The sequence below is a fragment of the Rhizobium sp. SL42 genome, from assembly GCF_021729845.1.
In the GTDB taxonomy this organism is placed as follows: domain Bacteria; phylum Pseudomonadota; class Alphaproteobacteria; order Rhizobiales; family Rhizobiaceae; genus Allorhizobium.
Map to the genome: position 1 here is coordinate 601,075 of NZ_CP063397.1, position 16,069 is coordinate 617,143.

Genomic DNA, 16,069 nt, shown 5'->3' on the forward strand with positions numbered 1-16,069 from the left:
GTTACAGGACGCAGTTCTCAAATGCAGAAGGACCCGGCGAATGAAGCCGGGTCCCTCCTGATCGAAGCAATGTCGATGCGGCAACGGTCACACCATCAGGCGTGGATATCGTTGTCCTTGGTTTCCTTCAGGAAGATCATGCCGATCACCAGCGTGATGCCGGCGACCACGATCGGATACCACAGACCGTAGTAGATATCGCCAGCGGCCGCACTCATGGCAAAGGCCGTTGCCGGCAGAAGCCCGCCGAACCAGCCGTTGCCGATATGATAGGGCAGCGACATGCCGGTGTAGCGAATGCGGGTCGGGAACATCTCGACGAGCATGGCGGCGATCGGGCCGTAGACCATGGTGACATAGATCACGAGGATCGTCAGGATGGCGATAACCCGCGTCCAGTTCACAGCGGCCGGGTCGGCCACCATGGTGAATGCGCCAGCGTTCGGAACCGAGAACACAGCCATTTCGGGCGCGGCAGCGGCTTCTTCGGCCGTGAGCAGCTTCTGGGTCACGAGATCGCCAGCCGGTACCATGACCTTTTCGCCGGCGCGGATGGCAGCGGCATCGAGAGCCAGTTCCGGATTGGCTGCGACGAAGGCGTCGAGCTTGCTATCTGGAACCTTTGCGGCGGCACGAACCAGCGGATAGCCATTCGCCTGCAGGGCCAGATTGACTGCCTTCTGCATGCCGGCTTCCAGCCCCTTGGCCTTGTCTGCGGCAGCAATCGCATCGAAACTTTCGATCATCTTGTCGCCGATCTGGATCGTCGCGATGGAACCAACCGGGCCTGGAACGACGTCATAAGGAACGGAGTTGCGAGTCAGGAAGGCCGTCGCGATATCGCAGGACGTGGTGAACTTTGCCGTGCCGGTCGGGTTGAACTGGAACGTGCAGTTTGCCGGATCGGCAGTGACCGTGGCGCGAATGGTATCCTGCGCCTGAGCCAGTGCAGGATTGCCGGCCCAGGTCAGTGCCTTGAACAGCGGGAAGTAGGTGAGCATTGCAAGCACGAGGCCGGCCATGATGATCGGCTTGCGGCCGATCTTGTCTGAAAGCCAGCCGAACACCACGAAGAACATCGTGCCGATGGCGAGCGAGATCGCAACCATGATGTTGGTTGCCTGCGCATCGACCTTCAGAACGTTCTGCAGGAAGAACAGCGCGTAGAACTGACCGGTGTACCAGACAACGGCCTGGCCGGCGACTGCGCCGAACAAGGCGAGCAGGGCGACCTTGGCATTTTTCCACTGACCGAAAGCCTCGGAGATCGGTGCCTTCGACTGGGTGCCTTCCGCCTTCATCTTCTGGAATGCGGGCGATTCATTCATCTGCATGCGGATCCAGACCGACACGCCAAGCAGAACTGCCGACAGCAGGAACGGAATGCGCCAGCCCCAGGCGGCGAAGTCTTCCTTGCCGAGCAGCGTCTGGATTCCGAGAATGATCATCAGCGACAGGAAGAGACCAAGCGTCGCCGTGGTCTGGATCCAGGATGTGTAGAAGCCGCGGCGGCCATGTGGCGCGTGTTCCGCCACATAGGTAGCAGCACCGCCGTATTCGCCACCAAGAGCAAGACCCTGCAGCATGCGCAGAACGATCAGGATGATCGGAGCAGCGATACCGATGGAGGCCGACCCGGGCAGGATGCCGACCAGGAAGGTCGAGAGACCCATGATCAGGATCGTCACAAGGAATGTATATTTGCGGCCGACGAGATCGCCGAGACGGCCGAAGACCAGCGCGCCGAACGGACGCACCAGGAAGCCGGCGGCAAAGGCCAGAAGCGTAAAGATATTGCGCGTGGTTTCCGGATACTGCGAGAAGAAGGTGGCACCGATGTAAAGCGCCAGCGATCCGTAGAGATAGAAATCATACCATTCGAAAACTGTGCCGAGCGATGAGGCGAAAATGACTTTCCGCTCTTCGGCAGTCATGCCACGAGACGCGCGGGTCTCGATTGCAACATTTGCCATTGTAGTTCCTCCAAACCAAAAAGGGCCCCCCAGGACCGCCGACACAACTCTCCTCCGGGTCGAATTGTCGCGGTTACGGGTTGAGTACAGACTGGCAGAAATCACCGGCGAACAAGAGAGATGCTTTCGGCTTATGACTTTAGTCTAAAACCATGGACGGAAGGCACCGACGACAGGCAAGGGCGATGACCAATGGCCAATGGCGCAGAGCAAATGAACCGGATCCGTTCGAACATGCCGAACGTGGGCCCGCACGCCTTTTCTACACTTGGACAGGCTGGTCGGCTTGACTCCTTTGCAAAACCTTGTAATGCCTCGGCCAGAAGAGGATTCTGGATCATGCCTTCCGAGCTGCATCATATTGCGGACTCCCTGAGCCTACGGCTTCCAGCCGCAGGTGGCATTGTTCTGTCCCTTTCTTCCCCGACCAAGGCCAAAACGACGACGAAAACCGTCTGACGTCTCCGGCCACCGCTCTCTCCCCGGCACGGCCGGGGATAAGGAAGGTGCGCGATCGCCGCGAACTTTCCTTCTCACCAGTCCCGCGGAGAGAAAGAAAGAGAGCATTTACATGGGTTTCAAGATTGCAATCGTAGGCGCAACCGGCAATGTCGGGCGCGAAATGCTGAACATTCTCTCCGAGCGCGGCTTTCCGGCTTCGGAAGTCGTGGCACTGGCATCGGCCCGCTCCCAGGGCACCGAAGTCTCGTTTGGCGACGCGACATTGAAGGTGCAGAACCTCGAGAATTACGATTTCGCCGACACGGACATTTGCCTGATGTCGGCCGGCGGCACGATTTCGCAGAAGTGGTCGCCGAAGATCGGCGCAAAAGGATGCGTCGTGATCGACAACTCCTCCGCCTGGCGATACGACTCCGAGGTGCCGCTGATCGTGCCGGAAGTGAACCCCGACGCGATTGTCGATTTCAAGAAGCGCAACATCATTGCCAATCCGAATTGCTCGACCGCGCAGCTGGTTGTCGCCCTGAAGCCGCTGCATGATTTCGCCAAGATCAAGCGCGTCGTCGTCTCCACCTACCAGTCGGTCTCAGGCGCCGGCAAGGAAGGCATGGACGAACTCTTCACCCAGACCCGCGCCGTCTTCGTCGCTGATCCGGTTGAATCGAAGAAGTTCACCAAGCGTATCGCCTTCAACGTCATTCCGCACATCGATAGCTTCATGGAAGATGGCTATACGAAGGAAGAATGGAAGGTTCTGGCCGAGACCAAGAAGATGCTCGATCCGAAGATCAAGGTCACCTGCACGGCCGTGCGCGTTCCGGTCTTCATCGGCCATTCGGAATCGGTCAATATCGAGTTCGAAAACGAAATCACCGCCGATCAGGCGCGTGACATCCTGCGCGAAGCACCGGGTTGCCTCGTCATCGACAAGCACGAGAACGGTGGCTACATCACCCCTTACGAGTGCGCTGGCGAAGACGCGACTTATATTTCGCGCATCCGCGAGGACGCGACCGTCGAGAACGGCCTGAACATCTGGGTTGTTTCCGACAACCTGCGCAAGGGCGCCGCCCTCAATGCCATCCAGATCGCCGAACTGCTCGTCAACCGCGGCCTGATCAAGCCGCGCAAGGAAGCCGCCTGATCCAAACTTTGCCCGCCCGCCGGAACAAACCGGCGGGCGCGGCCGTCTTCATGCAAAAGTGAAGGCTTTTTCAATTCATCCCATGCCGGAAACATGTCACCGCGGATGACAGGCTGACCTTTCGCTGGCATGGTGCGCGCAAATCAAATCAATGAATCACGAGGCATTAATGCGACTGACCAAGTATCTGTCGGCAGCTCTTCTTACAGTGGCGGCAACTGTTTCAAGCGCTAGTCTGGCAATGGCTGCATCTTGCAGCAATACATCCGCCGGGTTCGACCAGTGGAAGGGCGCATTCAAGGCAGAGGCTGCGGCTGCGGGCGTCGACCAGAGAACCCTCGACAAGGCTTTTTCCGCGGTCAATTACAACACCGGCACCATTCGCGCGGATCGTGGCCAGAAGAGCTTCAAGCTCAGCTTCGACCAGTTCATGCAGAAGCGCGGCGGCCAGACCATCATCAACCGCGGCAAGAGCATGAAGAAGAGCAATGCGGCGCTTTTTGCCAAGATTGAGCAGCGCTACGGCGTACCGGCCGGCCCGCTGATCGCGATTTGGGGCATGGAAACCGGCTTCGGCTCCTTCCTTGGCAAGGAACACACGCTCTCGGCCGTGGCCACCCTTGCCTTCGACTGCCGTCGCAGCGAATTCTTTACCGACCAGCTGTATGCAGCGCTCGAACTCGTTCAGCGCGGCACGCTGGATGTGGCCGCCCGCGGCGCCGCCCATGGAGAAATCGGACAAACGCAGTTCCTCCCGCGCAATGTCGTGCGCTTCGGCGCCGATGGTGACGGCGACCGTCGCATAGACATGGTGCGTTCGAAGGCTGACGCTCTGGCTTCGACCGCAAACTTCCTCAAGGGCCATGGTTGGCAGGCGGGCGCTGGCTATCAGCCGGGCGAACCCAATTTTGCCGCCATTCAGGGTTGGAACGCCGCATCGGTCTACCAGCAGGCAATTGCCTATATCGGCGCCCGCATCGACGCGGAATAACGGCGACAATTCAAGACCGGCGGCGCATCACGCCGCCGGCTTTGCCAGCATGTCTATCGGTTCGATATCGATATCGCAGATCACACGGTTGCGGCCCGCGGACTTGGCCGCGTAAAGTGCCTGATCGGCGCGTTTCAAGGCATCATGCACAGAGGCGCGGTTGACGCTGCCTTCGATGCGGGCGCAGCCGAAACTCGCGGTAACCCGCAGGCTCTCCCCATTTTCAAGCTGCAGCTCGGATCGCTCAAGTGCCTCGCGTATCCGATTGGCAAGATCGGCAGCCTCGGCCAGAGAAACATTTGACACGAAGCCGACAAATTCCTCGCCGCCGTGGCGGGCCAGAAGATCATCGACGCGAAACAGCTTCCTGGCGATTTCAGCCGTTTTTTGCAGGACGAGATCGCCGACATCATGACCATGGCTGTCATTGATGTGCTTGAATTTGTCCAGATCGAAGATCATGACCGACGAACCGCCCGATACCAGGCGCGTGTTCGGCCGCAGCGTCAACGCCACATCGAAACCGCGCCGATTGAGCAATCCGGTCAACAGGTCGGTATGCGCGGCTTTCTGAAGTTCACCGATCAGTTGCTCACGATCGCGCATCAGCTGCTCGATGAAACGAACACTCTTCGCAGCCAGGAACAGGGCCGCGAGCACCGCGCCGAACAGCGTCACGCCGGCGAGCAGGAATGCGGTGAACTGGAAGCGCGCTTCCGCCGCCATTGCATCGCCTATCGAGCGAATTTCCGCGCTGGATTCGTCCAGATCCTTGCGCAACGCTTGCAGTTGCTGCGCCTTCACATTCTGCCATCGCTCATACAGTCGCTCGGATGGAACGACTGCATTCGCCTCGATCCGCCCCGTCAGATCTGCCAGCCACTTGCCTTGACTGGTGTCGTTGAACGCAAGTGTCGCTCCGATGGTTCGCGATTCCGGATAGCTGCGCAGCTTTTCGATATTCTCGGACAGCAGGGCGGAGAACCCGGCCAGTGCCTGTGTTTCGGCGCGCGAGAGCGGCTCGCCGCGCAGATACTTGTCCGAATAAAACAGAGCCTGCAGCGATGCGTCGTTCGCATCGAGCATATCGAGAAAAAGGTTGATCTGCCGCGTCGCTTCCGGCGTTCCCATCTCGAACCGCAGCACTGAGACGAGCCGGAGAAAATCCTTCGAGAAGGGCTTCATCGCAGCGATCACCGCTTCTGCCGGCAGGCTCTCGTTGTCCACACGCTCACGAAACCGCTTCAAGGCTTCCGTCGCGTTCCAGATCTCCTGAATTGCATAGACTATGTCCTGACGGCCGGCGATCTTCTGCGCCAGCATTTCAAGCACGCTGGCGAGCGAGCGATCTGTCTCGGCACGAGCCGTTTCGAGACCCTGGGCGGAAAATTCAGACCCGCTCATCTGATATGTCGTCGTCGCAATGCTTTCCTGCGGCAGGGCAAAGGATGCGATGTAGCCGGCTTGAGAGGTTATATAGGCATAGTCGCGGCTGTTCTCGAGCGCGCGATACTTGCTGAACTGCTCGCGGAGCAAGGCCCCGGCCTCCAGGATCATCACGAACCCAGGCAACAGAAGGGCGGCAATCACATGCTTTTTGGCAGATTTCAGATACATCGGTAGGCCCAGTTAATGAACCTGATCGCCGGATGACGAACGACAGGCTCCACCGCATTCACGCGGCAACCAGACTAATATCCAGCACCTAAGAATTCTCTAAAGAAGAAAACGATCAGTCGGGAACCTGGTTTTCCAACCGGACGAAATCGCGCGTCTTCGGATCCATCACCCACAATTCGCCATTGCCAATGTCGAACCAACAGCCGTGGATGCGCAACTTGCCACCTTGTTCCATGGATTTGACGTAAGGGAAGGTGCGCAGATTGGCGATGGAATTGCGGATGGAAATCCGCTCAAGCGCCGTCTGCCGTTCCGTTGCCGTCATGACCGAATTGCCCTGGATCTGCTCGGCAGCCGGCGCAACCAGGTTCATCCACTTGCCGATGAAGTCACCCGGTGACAGGGGTTCGGCATTGGGGTCGAGCGCCGCACGAATGCCGCCGCAACGTCCATGTCCCATCACGATGATGTCGCGAACCTGCAGGGCCTGAACCGCAAATTCCAGCGCGGCGGATGTCGAATGGTACTGGCCGTCCGGTTCGTAGGGCGGAACCATGTTGGCAACATTGCGCACCACAAAAAGCTCGCCGGGCCCCGCATCGAAGATCATTTCCGGCGCGGCGCGTGAATCACAACAGGCAACGACGAGCGTATGCGGCTTCTGCCCCTGTTCGGCGAGCACGCGGTAGCGTTCCCGCTGGTCAACATAGCGGCCACTCATGAAGTTGTTGTAGCCGGACAAAAGAGAAGGAGGAAAACTGCTCATAACTCACCAATTACAGCGCAAGTCGAACCAAGGCAACACCGACCTTGCACTGCAGCGTAACGGCCGGGAAAATTTATCTCGGCTTCAGCGGCCTTTGTGCCGGATGCAGCAGCCGGCGCATCTGTACCATCGCCATCGGCCGAGACAGGCTGGACGCATCGCTGGCGAGCGCAAGTTCGTCCGAACCGCGCTTGACCGTGCGCGCCAGGATCTCGAACACGCTGGCAGTGGCGAGTTGCAAGGCCCTTTCCTCCTCGCATCCCTCCAGCAGACGCGCCAGAAACACTGCTCCGAGCAGGTCACCCAATCCGTTCGGCGCATTGTCGATCAGCCGATGCTCGGCCAGCAGCGCGTTGCGGCCGGAGAGCAGAAGATTGCCGGTGCCGCCGGCCATCATCGGGACCGCCGAGGTCACCAGCATGCGTGCCGGTCCGAGCGACAGGGCCGCCTCCATGATCAACGCATTGCTGTCGAGCGTGCTGCCCACCAGCCATTGCAGTTCATAGCGATTGGGCGTTGCGACGGAGGCGAGCGGGAGCAGGCGGTCACGGACGGCAGCGGCAGTCTCTTCCGGAATATAGAGACCACCAAGATCGCCCATGACGGGATCGCAGACATATAGCAGGTCGGGGTTCCTGGCCCTTGCTGCCTCGACAAGCCGGGCTACCGCCGCTGGCTGTGCAGGACTGGCGAAATAGCCGGTCAGAATTGCTTTTACCTCGCCCAGCCAGGGCGCCCCGATCAAATCATCTATTGCTTTTTCGAAGTCATCGTCGGCAAATCTTAGGCGCGTCGATGGACCGTGACCCGGATGCCAAGGCAACACCAGCGTGGGCAAGGCCCAGACCTGATGCCCCAATGTCTCCAAGGCGAAGACCGCTGCACGGTTTCCCACGGAACCACGCACGACATGGCTGGAAATGACGATGACAGCGCCTGGCGAATTATCGGGCATGAGGCGATTCCGCATTAAAAATTGAGCTTAGAACGCATTTTGATGTCAGTTTTGTCAAAAATTCAGAGAAATTCGGATGGAGAACGCGTTTTTTGACAATTTCTCCTCCAAATTTGCATCATACATACTTCTGCAAAACATAATTCCCAATTATGCCTGCAAAGCCGACCAAGAGGAGAGGGTACATGGCCAAGACGCGGACCACCAAGCGGGAACAGCAGCTGCGAGGTGCCGGCCAGATTGCCGAAGCCCTGGGCGAGGCCTTCATCACGCCGGCAATGCTGTTTGGCCGGGCAAGCAATGACGATCTCGATCGCTATACCCCGGAAATGCTCGCATTTTCAGCCGTTCGCGCAGCCTCGGACCTGGCGGCATGGGATCGCAAGAGGCCGCATGTAAGCCTCACGCCCGTGACCGAAGTCAGCCCGGAAGACAATCCGGTCAGTGTCTTGTCCATTGTCGATCACAACAAGCCGTTTCTCTATGATTCGGTGATGGCGGAAGTCACCAGCGCTTACCGCGATATCTTCATGGCAGTGCATCCTATCCTTGCCGTAACACCCAAGGGTGATATCTCCCTGGCCAATCCCGACACCGATCCGGACGATGTGGTCAAGGTTAGCTATATCCAGCTCCACATTGCAACGCTCACCGACGAACAGGCAAACGCCCTGGTCCAGCGGCTTCATCACGTGCTCAGCCAGGTGAAAATGGCGGCCAGCGACTGGAAGCCGATGCTCGGCCTTCTCGATAATGCGCTTGCCGAACTGTCGGACCTCGGCCCGGGCCGCAAGAAAGCCGAACGCGACGAAGCCGTCGCCTTCCTGGAGTGGCTGCGCAACGACAATTTCACCTTCCTCGGCATGCGGGAATATATCTATTCCGGCGAAGGCGCTGAGGCTACCGTCGAGCGAGGCAAGGGCAGGGGCCTCGGCATTCTATCCGATCCCGATGTTCTGGTCCTGCGCCAGGGCAAGAACCAGGTTACCACGACACCCGAAATCCTCGCCTTCCTGCAAGGGCCGGAATTCCTGATCGTCACCAAGGCGAATGTGAAATCCGTGGTACACCGTCGTGCCTACATGGACTATGTCGGGGTCAAGCGGTTCGGACCGGATGGCAAGGTTGTCGGCGAATTGCGCATCGTCGGCCTGTTCACGTCCACAGCCTATACCCGTTCGGCCAACCAGATCCCCCTGCTGCGCGCCAAGATCGAAAAGGTAGTCGAACATTTCGACTTCGATCCGCAGAGCCATTCCGGCCGCATGCTGCAGAACACACTGGAAAGCTATCCGCGCGACGATCTCTTCCAGATCGAACCGGAAATGCTGGCGAAATTCAGCGAACAGATCAACGATCTGTCGGAACGTCCACGCGTGCGCGTGTTGCCGCGTATCGATCAGTTCGACCGCTTCGTCTCGCTGATCGTCTATGTCCCACGTGAAGACTACAATTCGATGGTCCGCGAAAAGATCGGCATCTATTTCAAGACCGTCTATGACGGCCATGTCTCCGCCTATTATCCTGCTTTCCCGGAAGGTGGCGTTGCACGTGTGCACATCATCATCGGTCGCTCGGAGGGCAAGACACCACGAATTCCGCAGGCCAAGCTTGAAGAGGCCGTTCGCGAGATTACCGCACGCTGGAGCGATCGCTTCATCTCGCTGGCCGGCACGGACGTACCGCAACTGGATGTCAGCCAGGCCTTTCAGGAAGCCTTTGCCCCGGAAGAAGCGGTCGCCGATCTGAAGCACATCGAGGCCTGCCTTGCCGGCGCACCGCTTTCGATCGCTTTCCATCAGGTGGCAGGAGCCGATGGCCCCCTTCTCTATCTGAAGATTTTCCATGCCGGACATCATCTGCCGCTGTCGCGGCGCGTGCCTCTGCTGGAAAACCTCGGCTTCGGCGTCATCAGCGAGCGAACCTTCGATATCGGTGTTACCGATGTCACTCCGGGCAACAAGCCCGGCAGACTCGTCGTCCTGCATGATATGGAACTTCAGGTTCTGGGCGGCGGAGATTTCGATATCGCCCGCCAAGGCAAAAAGATCGAGGAAGCCTTCATCGCCGCCTTCACCGGCACGGTCGACAATGATGCCTATAACCGGCTGGTGCTGAATGCCGGATTGAACGCGCGCGAAACCTCCGTGTTGCGTGCCTACGGCGCCTATCTGCGCCAGGCCGGATTCGTCTTTTCGCAGGGCTACATCGCCGAAACCTTGAACAAATATGCCGCCATTGCGGCCAACCTGGCACACCTGTTCCGCAACCGCCTTGACCCCGCACTGAGTGAAAAGAGCCGCGCAAAGCGATCGGCTGAGCTGCACCAGTCGCTGGAAACCAGCCTCGCTGCCGTCCCGAGCCTGGACGAAGACAGGATCCTGCGGCGCTACATCAACGCCATCGAGGCCACGCTCAGGACGAATTTCTTCCAGAAGGGCTATATCGACAGCGACCGGCCTATGCTGGCGTTCAAGTTTGACCCGCATCGGCTCGACGGTCTGCCGGAACCACGCCCGTTCCGGGAAATCTTCGTTTATGGGGTCGAAGTCGAAGGTGTTCACCTGCGTTTCGGCAAGGTGGCCCGCGGCGGCCTGCGCTGGTCGGACCGCGCCCAGGACTACCGCACCGAAGTTCTCGGCCTGGTCAAGGCGCAACAGGTCAAGAATGCCGTGATCGTGCCGGTCGGCGCCAAGGGCGGCTTCTTCCCCAAATTGCTGCCGCCCGCGACCAACCGCGAAGCCTGGCTGTCGGCCGGCACGGAGGCCTACAAGACCTATATCCGAACGCTGCTCTCGATCACCGACAACATCGTCGGCGGGGACATTGTGCCACCGGCAGACACCCTGCGGCTGGATGAGGACGATCCCTATTTTGTCGTCGCCGCCGACAAGGGCACAGCAACCTTTTCAGACACCGCAAACGGTCTCGCCCAGGCGGCCGGCTTCTGGCTCGACGATGCTTTCGCATCGGGTGGTTCAGCCGGCTATGACCACAAGAAGATGGGCATCACCGCCCGCGGCGCTTGGGAAACGGTCAAGCGCCACTTCCGCGAGATCGATACGGATATCCAGACCACGCCCTTTACCGTGGCCGGTGTCGGCGACATGTCGGGCGACGTGTTCGGCAACGGCATGCTGCTCTCGCAACAGATCAGGCTCATTGCAGCCTTCGACCATCGCGATATCTTCATCGATCCGAATCCGGATACGGCCCGTTCGTTTGCCGAGCGCAAGCGCATGTTCGCGCTGCCGCGGTCCAGCTGGCAGGATTACGACCGCAAGGCGCTCTCACCGGGCGCCATGATCATCTCGCGTGCGGAAAAGTCAGTGACCCTGACGCCGGAAGCCGCGGCGGCCATCGGACTGGAAACCCGGACCGCCTCGCCCTTCGACATCCTGACCGCGATCCTGAAAGCGCCTGTCGATCTGATGTGGTTCGGCGGCATCGGTACCTATATCAAGGCCGCCGGCGAGACCGATGCCGAAGTCGGCGACCGTGCCAACGACGCGATCCGCATCACGGCGACGGAAGTTCGCGCCAAGGTGATCGGCGAAGGTGCCAATCTCGGCGTCACCCAGAAAGGCCGTATCGCCTATGCCCTGAATGGCGGCCGGGTAAATTCGGACGCGATCGACAATTCGGCCGGCGTCAATTCGTCCGACCTTGAGGTCAATATCAAGATCGCGTTTTCGCCGGCCATGGCCGAAATGCGCCTGACCCGCGACAAACGCAACAAGCTGCTGGTCGAGATGACCGACGAAGTGGCCGAACTGGTGCTGCGCAACAACTATCTCCAGTCCCTGTCCATCTCGCTCACCGAAGCGAAGCATGCCGGCAACCGCGAAGAGCTGAGCCGGCTCATGGATTATCTGGAAGGTCTCGGCAAATTGAACCGCAAGGTCGAGACGCTGCCGGATTCGACGGCGGTTGCAGAACGCTACGTATCCGGTAAGACCCTGACCCGACCGGAAATCGGCGTGCTGTTGTCCTATGCCAAGATCGTGCTGTTTGACCAGTTGATCCAGTCCGACCTTCCCGACGACCCCTATTGCCAGACCACCCTGTCTAACTATTTCCCGGCCGGCATGCGCAAGAGCTTTGCGTCCGACATTTCGGTCCATCGCCTTCGCCGCGAAATCATTGCCACAGTCCTGGCAAACCATGCGATCAATCGTGGTGGCCCGGGCTTTGTGGTCGCCGTGAGCGACGCAACGGGAGCTGCCCCCGACGCAGTGGTGAAAGCGGCATTGGTCACCCGCGATGCGCTGAACCTTACGGCGCTCTGGGACAAGCTCGACAATCTGGACGCCAAGCTCTCCGGCCAGACGCAAAACCGTCTCTACGGCATTGTCACCGAAGTCTATGTCGGCATGACGCGTCTGCTTCTGGATACCGGGCTGGCGACCGGCCCGATCATGGCTGCCGTGAGCCATCTGAAGGCGGCCGTCAAATCGGCTGGACCGGTCTTCGCAGGCGCATTGCCGGCGCTGCTGCGCCAGTATTTCGACGAGCAGGTAGCCGGTCTGATCTCCGCGGGCGCACCGGAAGAGATCGCCGTGGAGGTCGTCAACCTTCAGACATTGCTGCTGCTTCCGGAAATCATGCAGATCGCGGATCGTACAAAGGCGAGCCTGGCGCGGGCGATGGATGGCTTCTTTGCCGTTTCGGAAGCCTTCCGCATCGGCCGCATCATCGAGAATGCCCGTAGGCTTCAGCCAACGGACCATTACGATAGCTTGGCGCTGACAAGAAGCATCGATCGCATCGGCGCAGCCCGCCGCGAAATCGTTTGCGCAGCGCTCATCGCCCATGACGGTCACAAGCAACCGGTCCAGGCATGGCTCGCCAATGACACCCTTCGCATCGAGCGGATTGGCAAGGAACTTGCGGCACTGGTCGACAGCGGCGAGCCGAGCATCTCCAAAATGGCGGTGGCTGCCGGCCTGCTCGGTGATCTTGCGCAAGGTCCTGCAAGGTGACAGTGTCCCGGCAACAAGCCAGGGATGATGCATGAACGGATCGGCCGTGACGGACGCAAAAGACACCGGACGCCTCAATCGGGGCGTCCTGAGCTGGATGTTCTTCGACTGGGCAGCACAACCGTTTTTCACGGTGGTCACCACATTCATATTCGGCCCATATTTCGTCGCCCGGATGACCAACGATCCGGTTTCCGCCCAGGCCTCATGGAGCAATGCAGCGACCATTTCGGCGATTGTCATCGCAATCCTTGCGCCCATCCTGGGATCGATTGCCGATGAATCCGGCTCACGAAAGCCGTGGATCGCTTTTTTTGCGGTGATCAAGATCACCTGTCTTCTGGGTCTCTGGCTGGCGGCACCGGGTGCATCGGTCGGATTGATCATGGTCCTGATGATCTTCGCCAGCATTGCTGCGGAGTTTTCGATCGTCTTCAATGACTCGATGATGACCCGGCTTGTCAGCCAGCGCGATGTCGGCCGCGTGTCGAATATTGCCTGGGGTCTCGGCTATCTCGGCGGCATGATCGTGCTGATCGCGATCGTTGCCCTGATTGCGGCAAATCCGACCACCGGACTGACCCTGATCGGTATACCGCCGCTGTTCGGCCTCGATCCTGCCTACGGCGAAGATGCCCGCATCACCGGCCCGATTTCGGCGATATGGTATCTTGTCTTCATTCTGCCGATGTTCCTCTTCACCCCGGATGCGGCCCGTGGAAAGCCACTCGGCCAGGCGATCAGCTCAGGCCTGAAGGAGATAAACAACACACTGTCCGAAGTCCGGCACCGCACCGCAATCCTGCGCTTTCTCGTGGCACGGATGATCTATCAGGACGGCGTCAACGGCTTGCTGATCCTGGGCGGCGTCTTCGCCGCCGCGATGTTTGGATGGTCGACGATGGAAATGGGCGTCTACGGCATCATTCTGAACATTGTTGCGATCTTCGGATGCCTGATTGCCAGCCGCATCGACCGGCTTGTCGGGTCCAAGAGCGTCGTGCTGATCAGCCTCTTCATGCTGATTGCCGCCACGCTCGGCATCATTTCGACAGGACCGGATTTCACCCTTTTCGGCTTTGTCGGCCTGCCGATCACCACCACTGAGGGCCTGTTCGCCACGCCGGCGGAAAAGGCCTATATCCTTTACGGCCTGCTGATCGGCCTGTCGTTCGGCCCTGTCCAGGCCTCGTCCCGCTCCTATCTAGCGCGCAGCGTGAAGCCGCACGAGGCGGGACGCTATTTCGGAATCTACGCACTTTCGGGACGCGCCACGAGCTTCATGGCCACCCTGTCCTTTTCCGTTCTGACGACCTGGACCGGTTCACCGCGCGTCGGCATGGCCAGCATGTTGGTTTTCCTGATGGTGGGCTTGGCCATTCTCTGGAACACCGCCTATCCGGCCGGAGACGACACACCCGCCCAGGCGTGAATCACCACGAAAAAGGCCGGTTGCGTCTCCGCAACCGGCCTTTTTCTATCCAGGTGTCGAATGATCAGTGGCGGAAATGGCGAACGCCCGTGAACACCATGGTCACACCATGTTCGTCAGCCGCCGCGATCACTTCCTCGTCGCGCATCGAGCCACCCGGCTGGATAACCGCCGTTGCACCCGCCGCGATCGCAGCCAGCAAACCATCGGCGAAGGGATAAAAGGCTTCCGAGGCCACGGCAGCGCCCTTGGTCAGTGGCGTTGTCAGGCCAAGCGCCTTGGCGGCATCTTCCGCCTTGAGCGCTGCAATACGGGCGGAATCGACGCGGCTCATCTGTCCGGCACCGATACCGGCCGTCTGGCCGTTCTTGGCGTAGATGACCGCATTCGATTTGACGTGCTTGGCGATCTTGAAGGCAAATTTCATGTCTTCGAGTTCGGTTGCCGTCGGTGCGCGCTTGGTCACCACCTTGAGGTCGAGATCTTCGACAAGGATGTTGTCGCGGCTCTGCACCAGAAGGCCACCGGAAACCGTCTTCGCCATGAGGCCGCGCGAGCGCGGGTCGGGCAGGGCGCCGGTCGTCAGCAGGCGCAGATTGGGCTTTGCCGCGATGATCGCCTTGGCTTCATCGGTGACCGAGGGCGCAATGATGACTTCGGTGAACAGTTTGACGATTTCCTGCGCAGTCGCGGCATCCAGCATCTGGTTGAGAGCGATAATGCCGCCGAAGGCGGAAACGGAATCGCAGGCGAGAGCACGCTGGTAAGCTTCGACCAGCGTCGAACCGGTCGCAACACCGCACGGATTGGCATGCTTGATAATCGCGCAGGCCGGGCCATTTTCCGGCGCGAACTCGGCGACCAGCTCGAATGCGGCATCCGTGTCATTGATATTGTTGTAGGAGAGCTGTTTGCCCTGCAGCAGCGTCGCCGTGGCAACACCCGGGCGGTTTTCACCGGTGACATAGAAGCCGGCGCTCTGGTGCGGATTTTCGCCGTAGCGCATCTTTTCCTTCAATGCGCCACCAACCACTCGAAAAGCGGGCATCTCGATTTCCAGCGCCTCGGCAAACCAGTTGGAGATTGCCGCATCATAGGCAGCGGTCCGAGCGTAGGCCTTGGCCGCAAGGCGCTGACGGAGCGCATAGGTTGTCTGGCCGTCATTCTGCGACAAAGCCTCGATTACCTCGCCATAATCGGCAGAATCCGTCACTACGGTAACATAGGCGTGGTTTTTTGCCGATGCGCGGATCATCGCCGGACCGCCGATGTCGATATTCTCCACCGTCGTCGGATAGTCGCCGCCGGCAGCACGCACCTGCTCGAACGGGTAGAGATTGATCACCGAGAGATCGATTGCCTCAATGCCATGCGCTTTCATCGCCTCGACATGCTCGGCATCGTCACGGATCGACAGCAACCCGCCATGCACCAGCGGATGCAGCGTCTTGACGCGACCGTCCATGATCTCTGGAAACCCGGTGATCTCCGATACGTCGGTCACCGGCAGGCCGGCAGCGGCAAGCGCCTTGTGCGTGCCGCCCGTCGACAACAGCAGAACGCCACGCTGGTGCAGCGCCTGGGCAAACTCGACGATCCCCGTCTTGTCGGAAACCGAAAGCAGGGCGGTGCGAACACGCACGAGGTCTGGGGCGGGAATTTTCTTGGAAACGACGGCCATGGTTCAGCTCCGATCTGACGGGCGCCCGTCGAAAAGATCAGCATGACGAGCGCGATGCCGCCG

At 59.6% G+C, this 16,069-nt stretch carries 9 protein-coding genes; 4 read left to right on the forward strand and 5 right to left on the reverse strand.

Going from position 1 to position 16,069, the window contains the following annotated elements:
- Positions 1 to 95: 95 nt before the first annotated feature.
- A complete protein-coding gene (locus IM739_RS02700) occupies positions 96 to 1,973 on the reverse strand; it encodes an MFS transporter (protein ID WP_237369717.1) in 1,878 nt (625 codons plus the stop codon).
- Positions 1,974 to 2,544: 571 nt separating this feature from the next.
- Between IM739_RS02700 and IM739_RS02705 the strand changes: the two genes are divergently transcribed.
- Entirely contained in the window at positions 2,545 to 3,579 is a 1,035-nt protein-coding gene (locus tag IM739_RS02705; protein WP_237369718.1) for an aspartate-semialdehyde dehydrogenase, read from the forward strand.
- Positions 3,580 to 3,748: 169 nt separating this feature from the next.
- Positions 3,749 to 4,570, forward strand: a complete 822-nt coding sequence (locus IM739_RS02710; protein WP_007605607.1) for a lytic murein transglycosylase — start codon at positions 3,749 to 3,751, stop codon at positions 4,568 to 4,570.
- Between the two features lie 27 nt (positions 4,571 to 4,597).
- On the opposite strand, the gene IM739_RS02715 is transcribed toward IM739_RS02710, so the two are convergent.
- The 3 genes from IM739_RS02715 to pdxY all read right to left on the reverse strand — a co-directional run bounded on the left by IM739_RS02715 (position 4,598) and on the right by pdxY (position 7,911).
- Positions 4,598 to 6,187, reverse strand: coding sequence for a GGDEF domain-containing protein (locus tag IM739_RS02715; protein WP_237369719.1), 1,590 nt, complete (start codon positions 6,185 to 6,187; stop codon positions 4,598 to 4,600).
- Between the two features lie 115 nt (positions 6,188 to 6,302).
- Positions 6,303 to 6,956, reverse strand: coding sequence for a carbonic anhydrase (locus IM739_RS02720; protein WP_237369720.1), 654 nt, complete (start codon positions 6,954 to 6,956; stop codon positions 6,303 to 6,305).
- A gap of 73 nt (positions 6,957 to 7,029) precedes the next feature.
- A complete protein-coding gene (pdxY, locus tag IM739_RS02725; RefSeq protein ID WP_237369721.1) occupies positions 7,030 to 7,911 on the reverse strand; it encodes a pyridoxal kinase PdxY in 882 nt (293 codons plus the stop codon).
- A 185-nt stretch (positions 7,912 to 8,096) separates the two neighbouring features.
- Between pdxY and IM739_RS02730 the strand changes: the two genes are divergently transcribed.
- Both IM739_RS02730 and IM739_RS02735 read left to right on the forward strand, forming a co-directional pair.
- Positions 8,097 to 12,893: an NAD-glutamate dehydrogenase gene (locus IM739_RS02730; RefSeq protein WP_237369722.1), complete on the forward strand. Its 4,797-nt coding sequence runs from the start codon at positions 8,097 to 8,099 to the stop codon at positions 12,891 to 12,893.
- Positions 12,894 to 12,924: 31 nt separating this feature from the next.
- Positions 12,925 to 14,325: an MFS transporter gene (locus IM739_RS02735; protein ID WP_237369723.1), complete on the forward strand. Its 1,401-nt coding sequence runs from the start codon at positions 12,925 to 12,927 to the stop codon at positions 14,323 to 14,325.
- Positions 14,326 to 14,389: 64 nt separating this feature from the next.
- On the opposite strand, the gene purH is transcribed toward IM739_RS02735, so the two are convergent.
- Positions 14,390 to 16,006, reverse strand: coding sequence for a bifunctional phosphoribosylaminoimidazolecarboxamide formyltransferase/IMP cyclohydrolase (purH, locus tag IM739_RS02740; RefSeq protein ID WP_237369724.1), 1,617 nt, complete (start codon positions 16,004 to 16,006; stop codon positions 14,390 to 14,392).
- Positions 16,007 to 16,069: the final 63 nt, after the last annotated feature.

What these genes read in the sequence shown, in the direction of transcription:
- IM739_RS02715 (WP_237369719.1), bottom strand. Translation starts at nt 6,187, where the DNA reads ATGTATCTGAAATCTGCCAAAAAGCATGTGATTGCCGCCCTTCTGTTG.
- IM739_RS02705 (WP_237369718.1), top strand. Translation starts at nt 2,545, where the DNA reads ATGGGTTTCAAGATTGCAATCGTAGGCGCAACCGGCAATGTCGGGCGC.
- IM739_RS02735 (WP_237369723.1), top strand. Translation starts at nt 12,925, where the DNA reads ATGAACGGATCGGCCGTGACGGACGCAAAAGACACCGGACGCCTCAAT.
- IM739_RS02720 (WP_237369720.1), bottom strand. Translation starts at nt 6,956, where the DNA reads ATGAGCAGTTTTCCTCCTTCTCTTTTGTCCGGCTACAACAACTTCATG.
- purH (WP_237369724.1), bottom strand. Translation starts at nt 16,006, where the DNA reads ATGGCCGTCGTTTCCAAGAAAATTCCCGCCCCAGACCTCGTGCGTGTT.
- IM739_RS02700 (WP_237369717.1), bottom strand. Translation starts at nt 1,973, where the DNA reads ATGGCAAATGTTGCAATCGAGACCCGCGCGTCTCGTGGCATGACTGCC.
- IM739_RS02710 (WP_007605607.1), top strand. Translation starts at nt 3,749, where the DNA reads ATGCGACTGACCAAGTATCTGTCGGCAGCTCTTCTTACAGTGGCGGCA.
- pdxY (WP_237369721.1), bottom strand. Translation starts at nt 7,911, where the DNA reads ATGCCCGATAATTCGCCAGGCGCTGTCATCGTCATTTCCAGCCATGTC.
- IM739_RS02730 (WP_237369722.1), top strand. Translation starts at nt 8,097, where the DNA reads ATGGCCAAGACGCGGACCACCAAGCGGGAACAGCAGCTGCGAGGTGCC.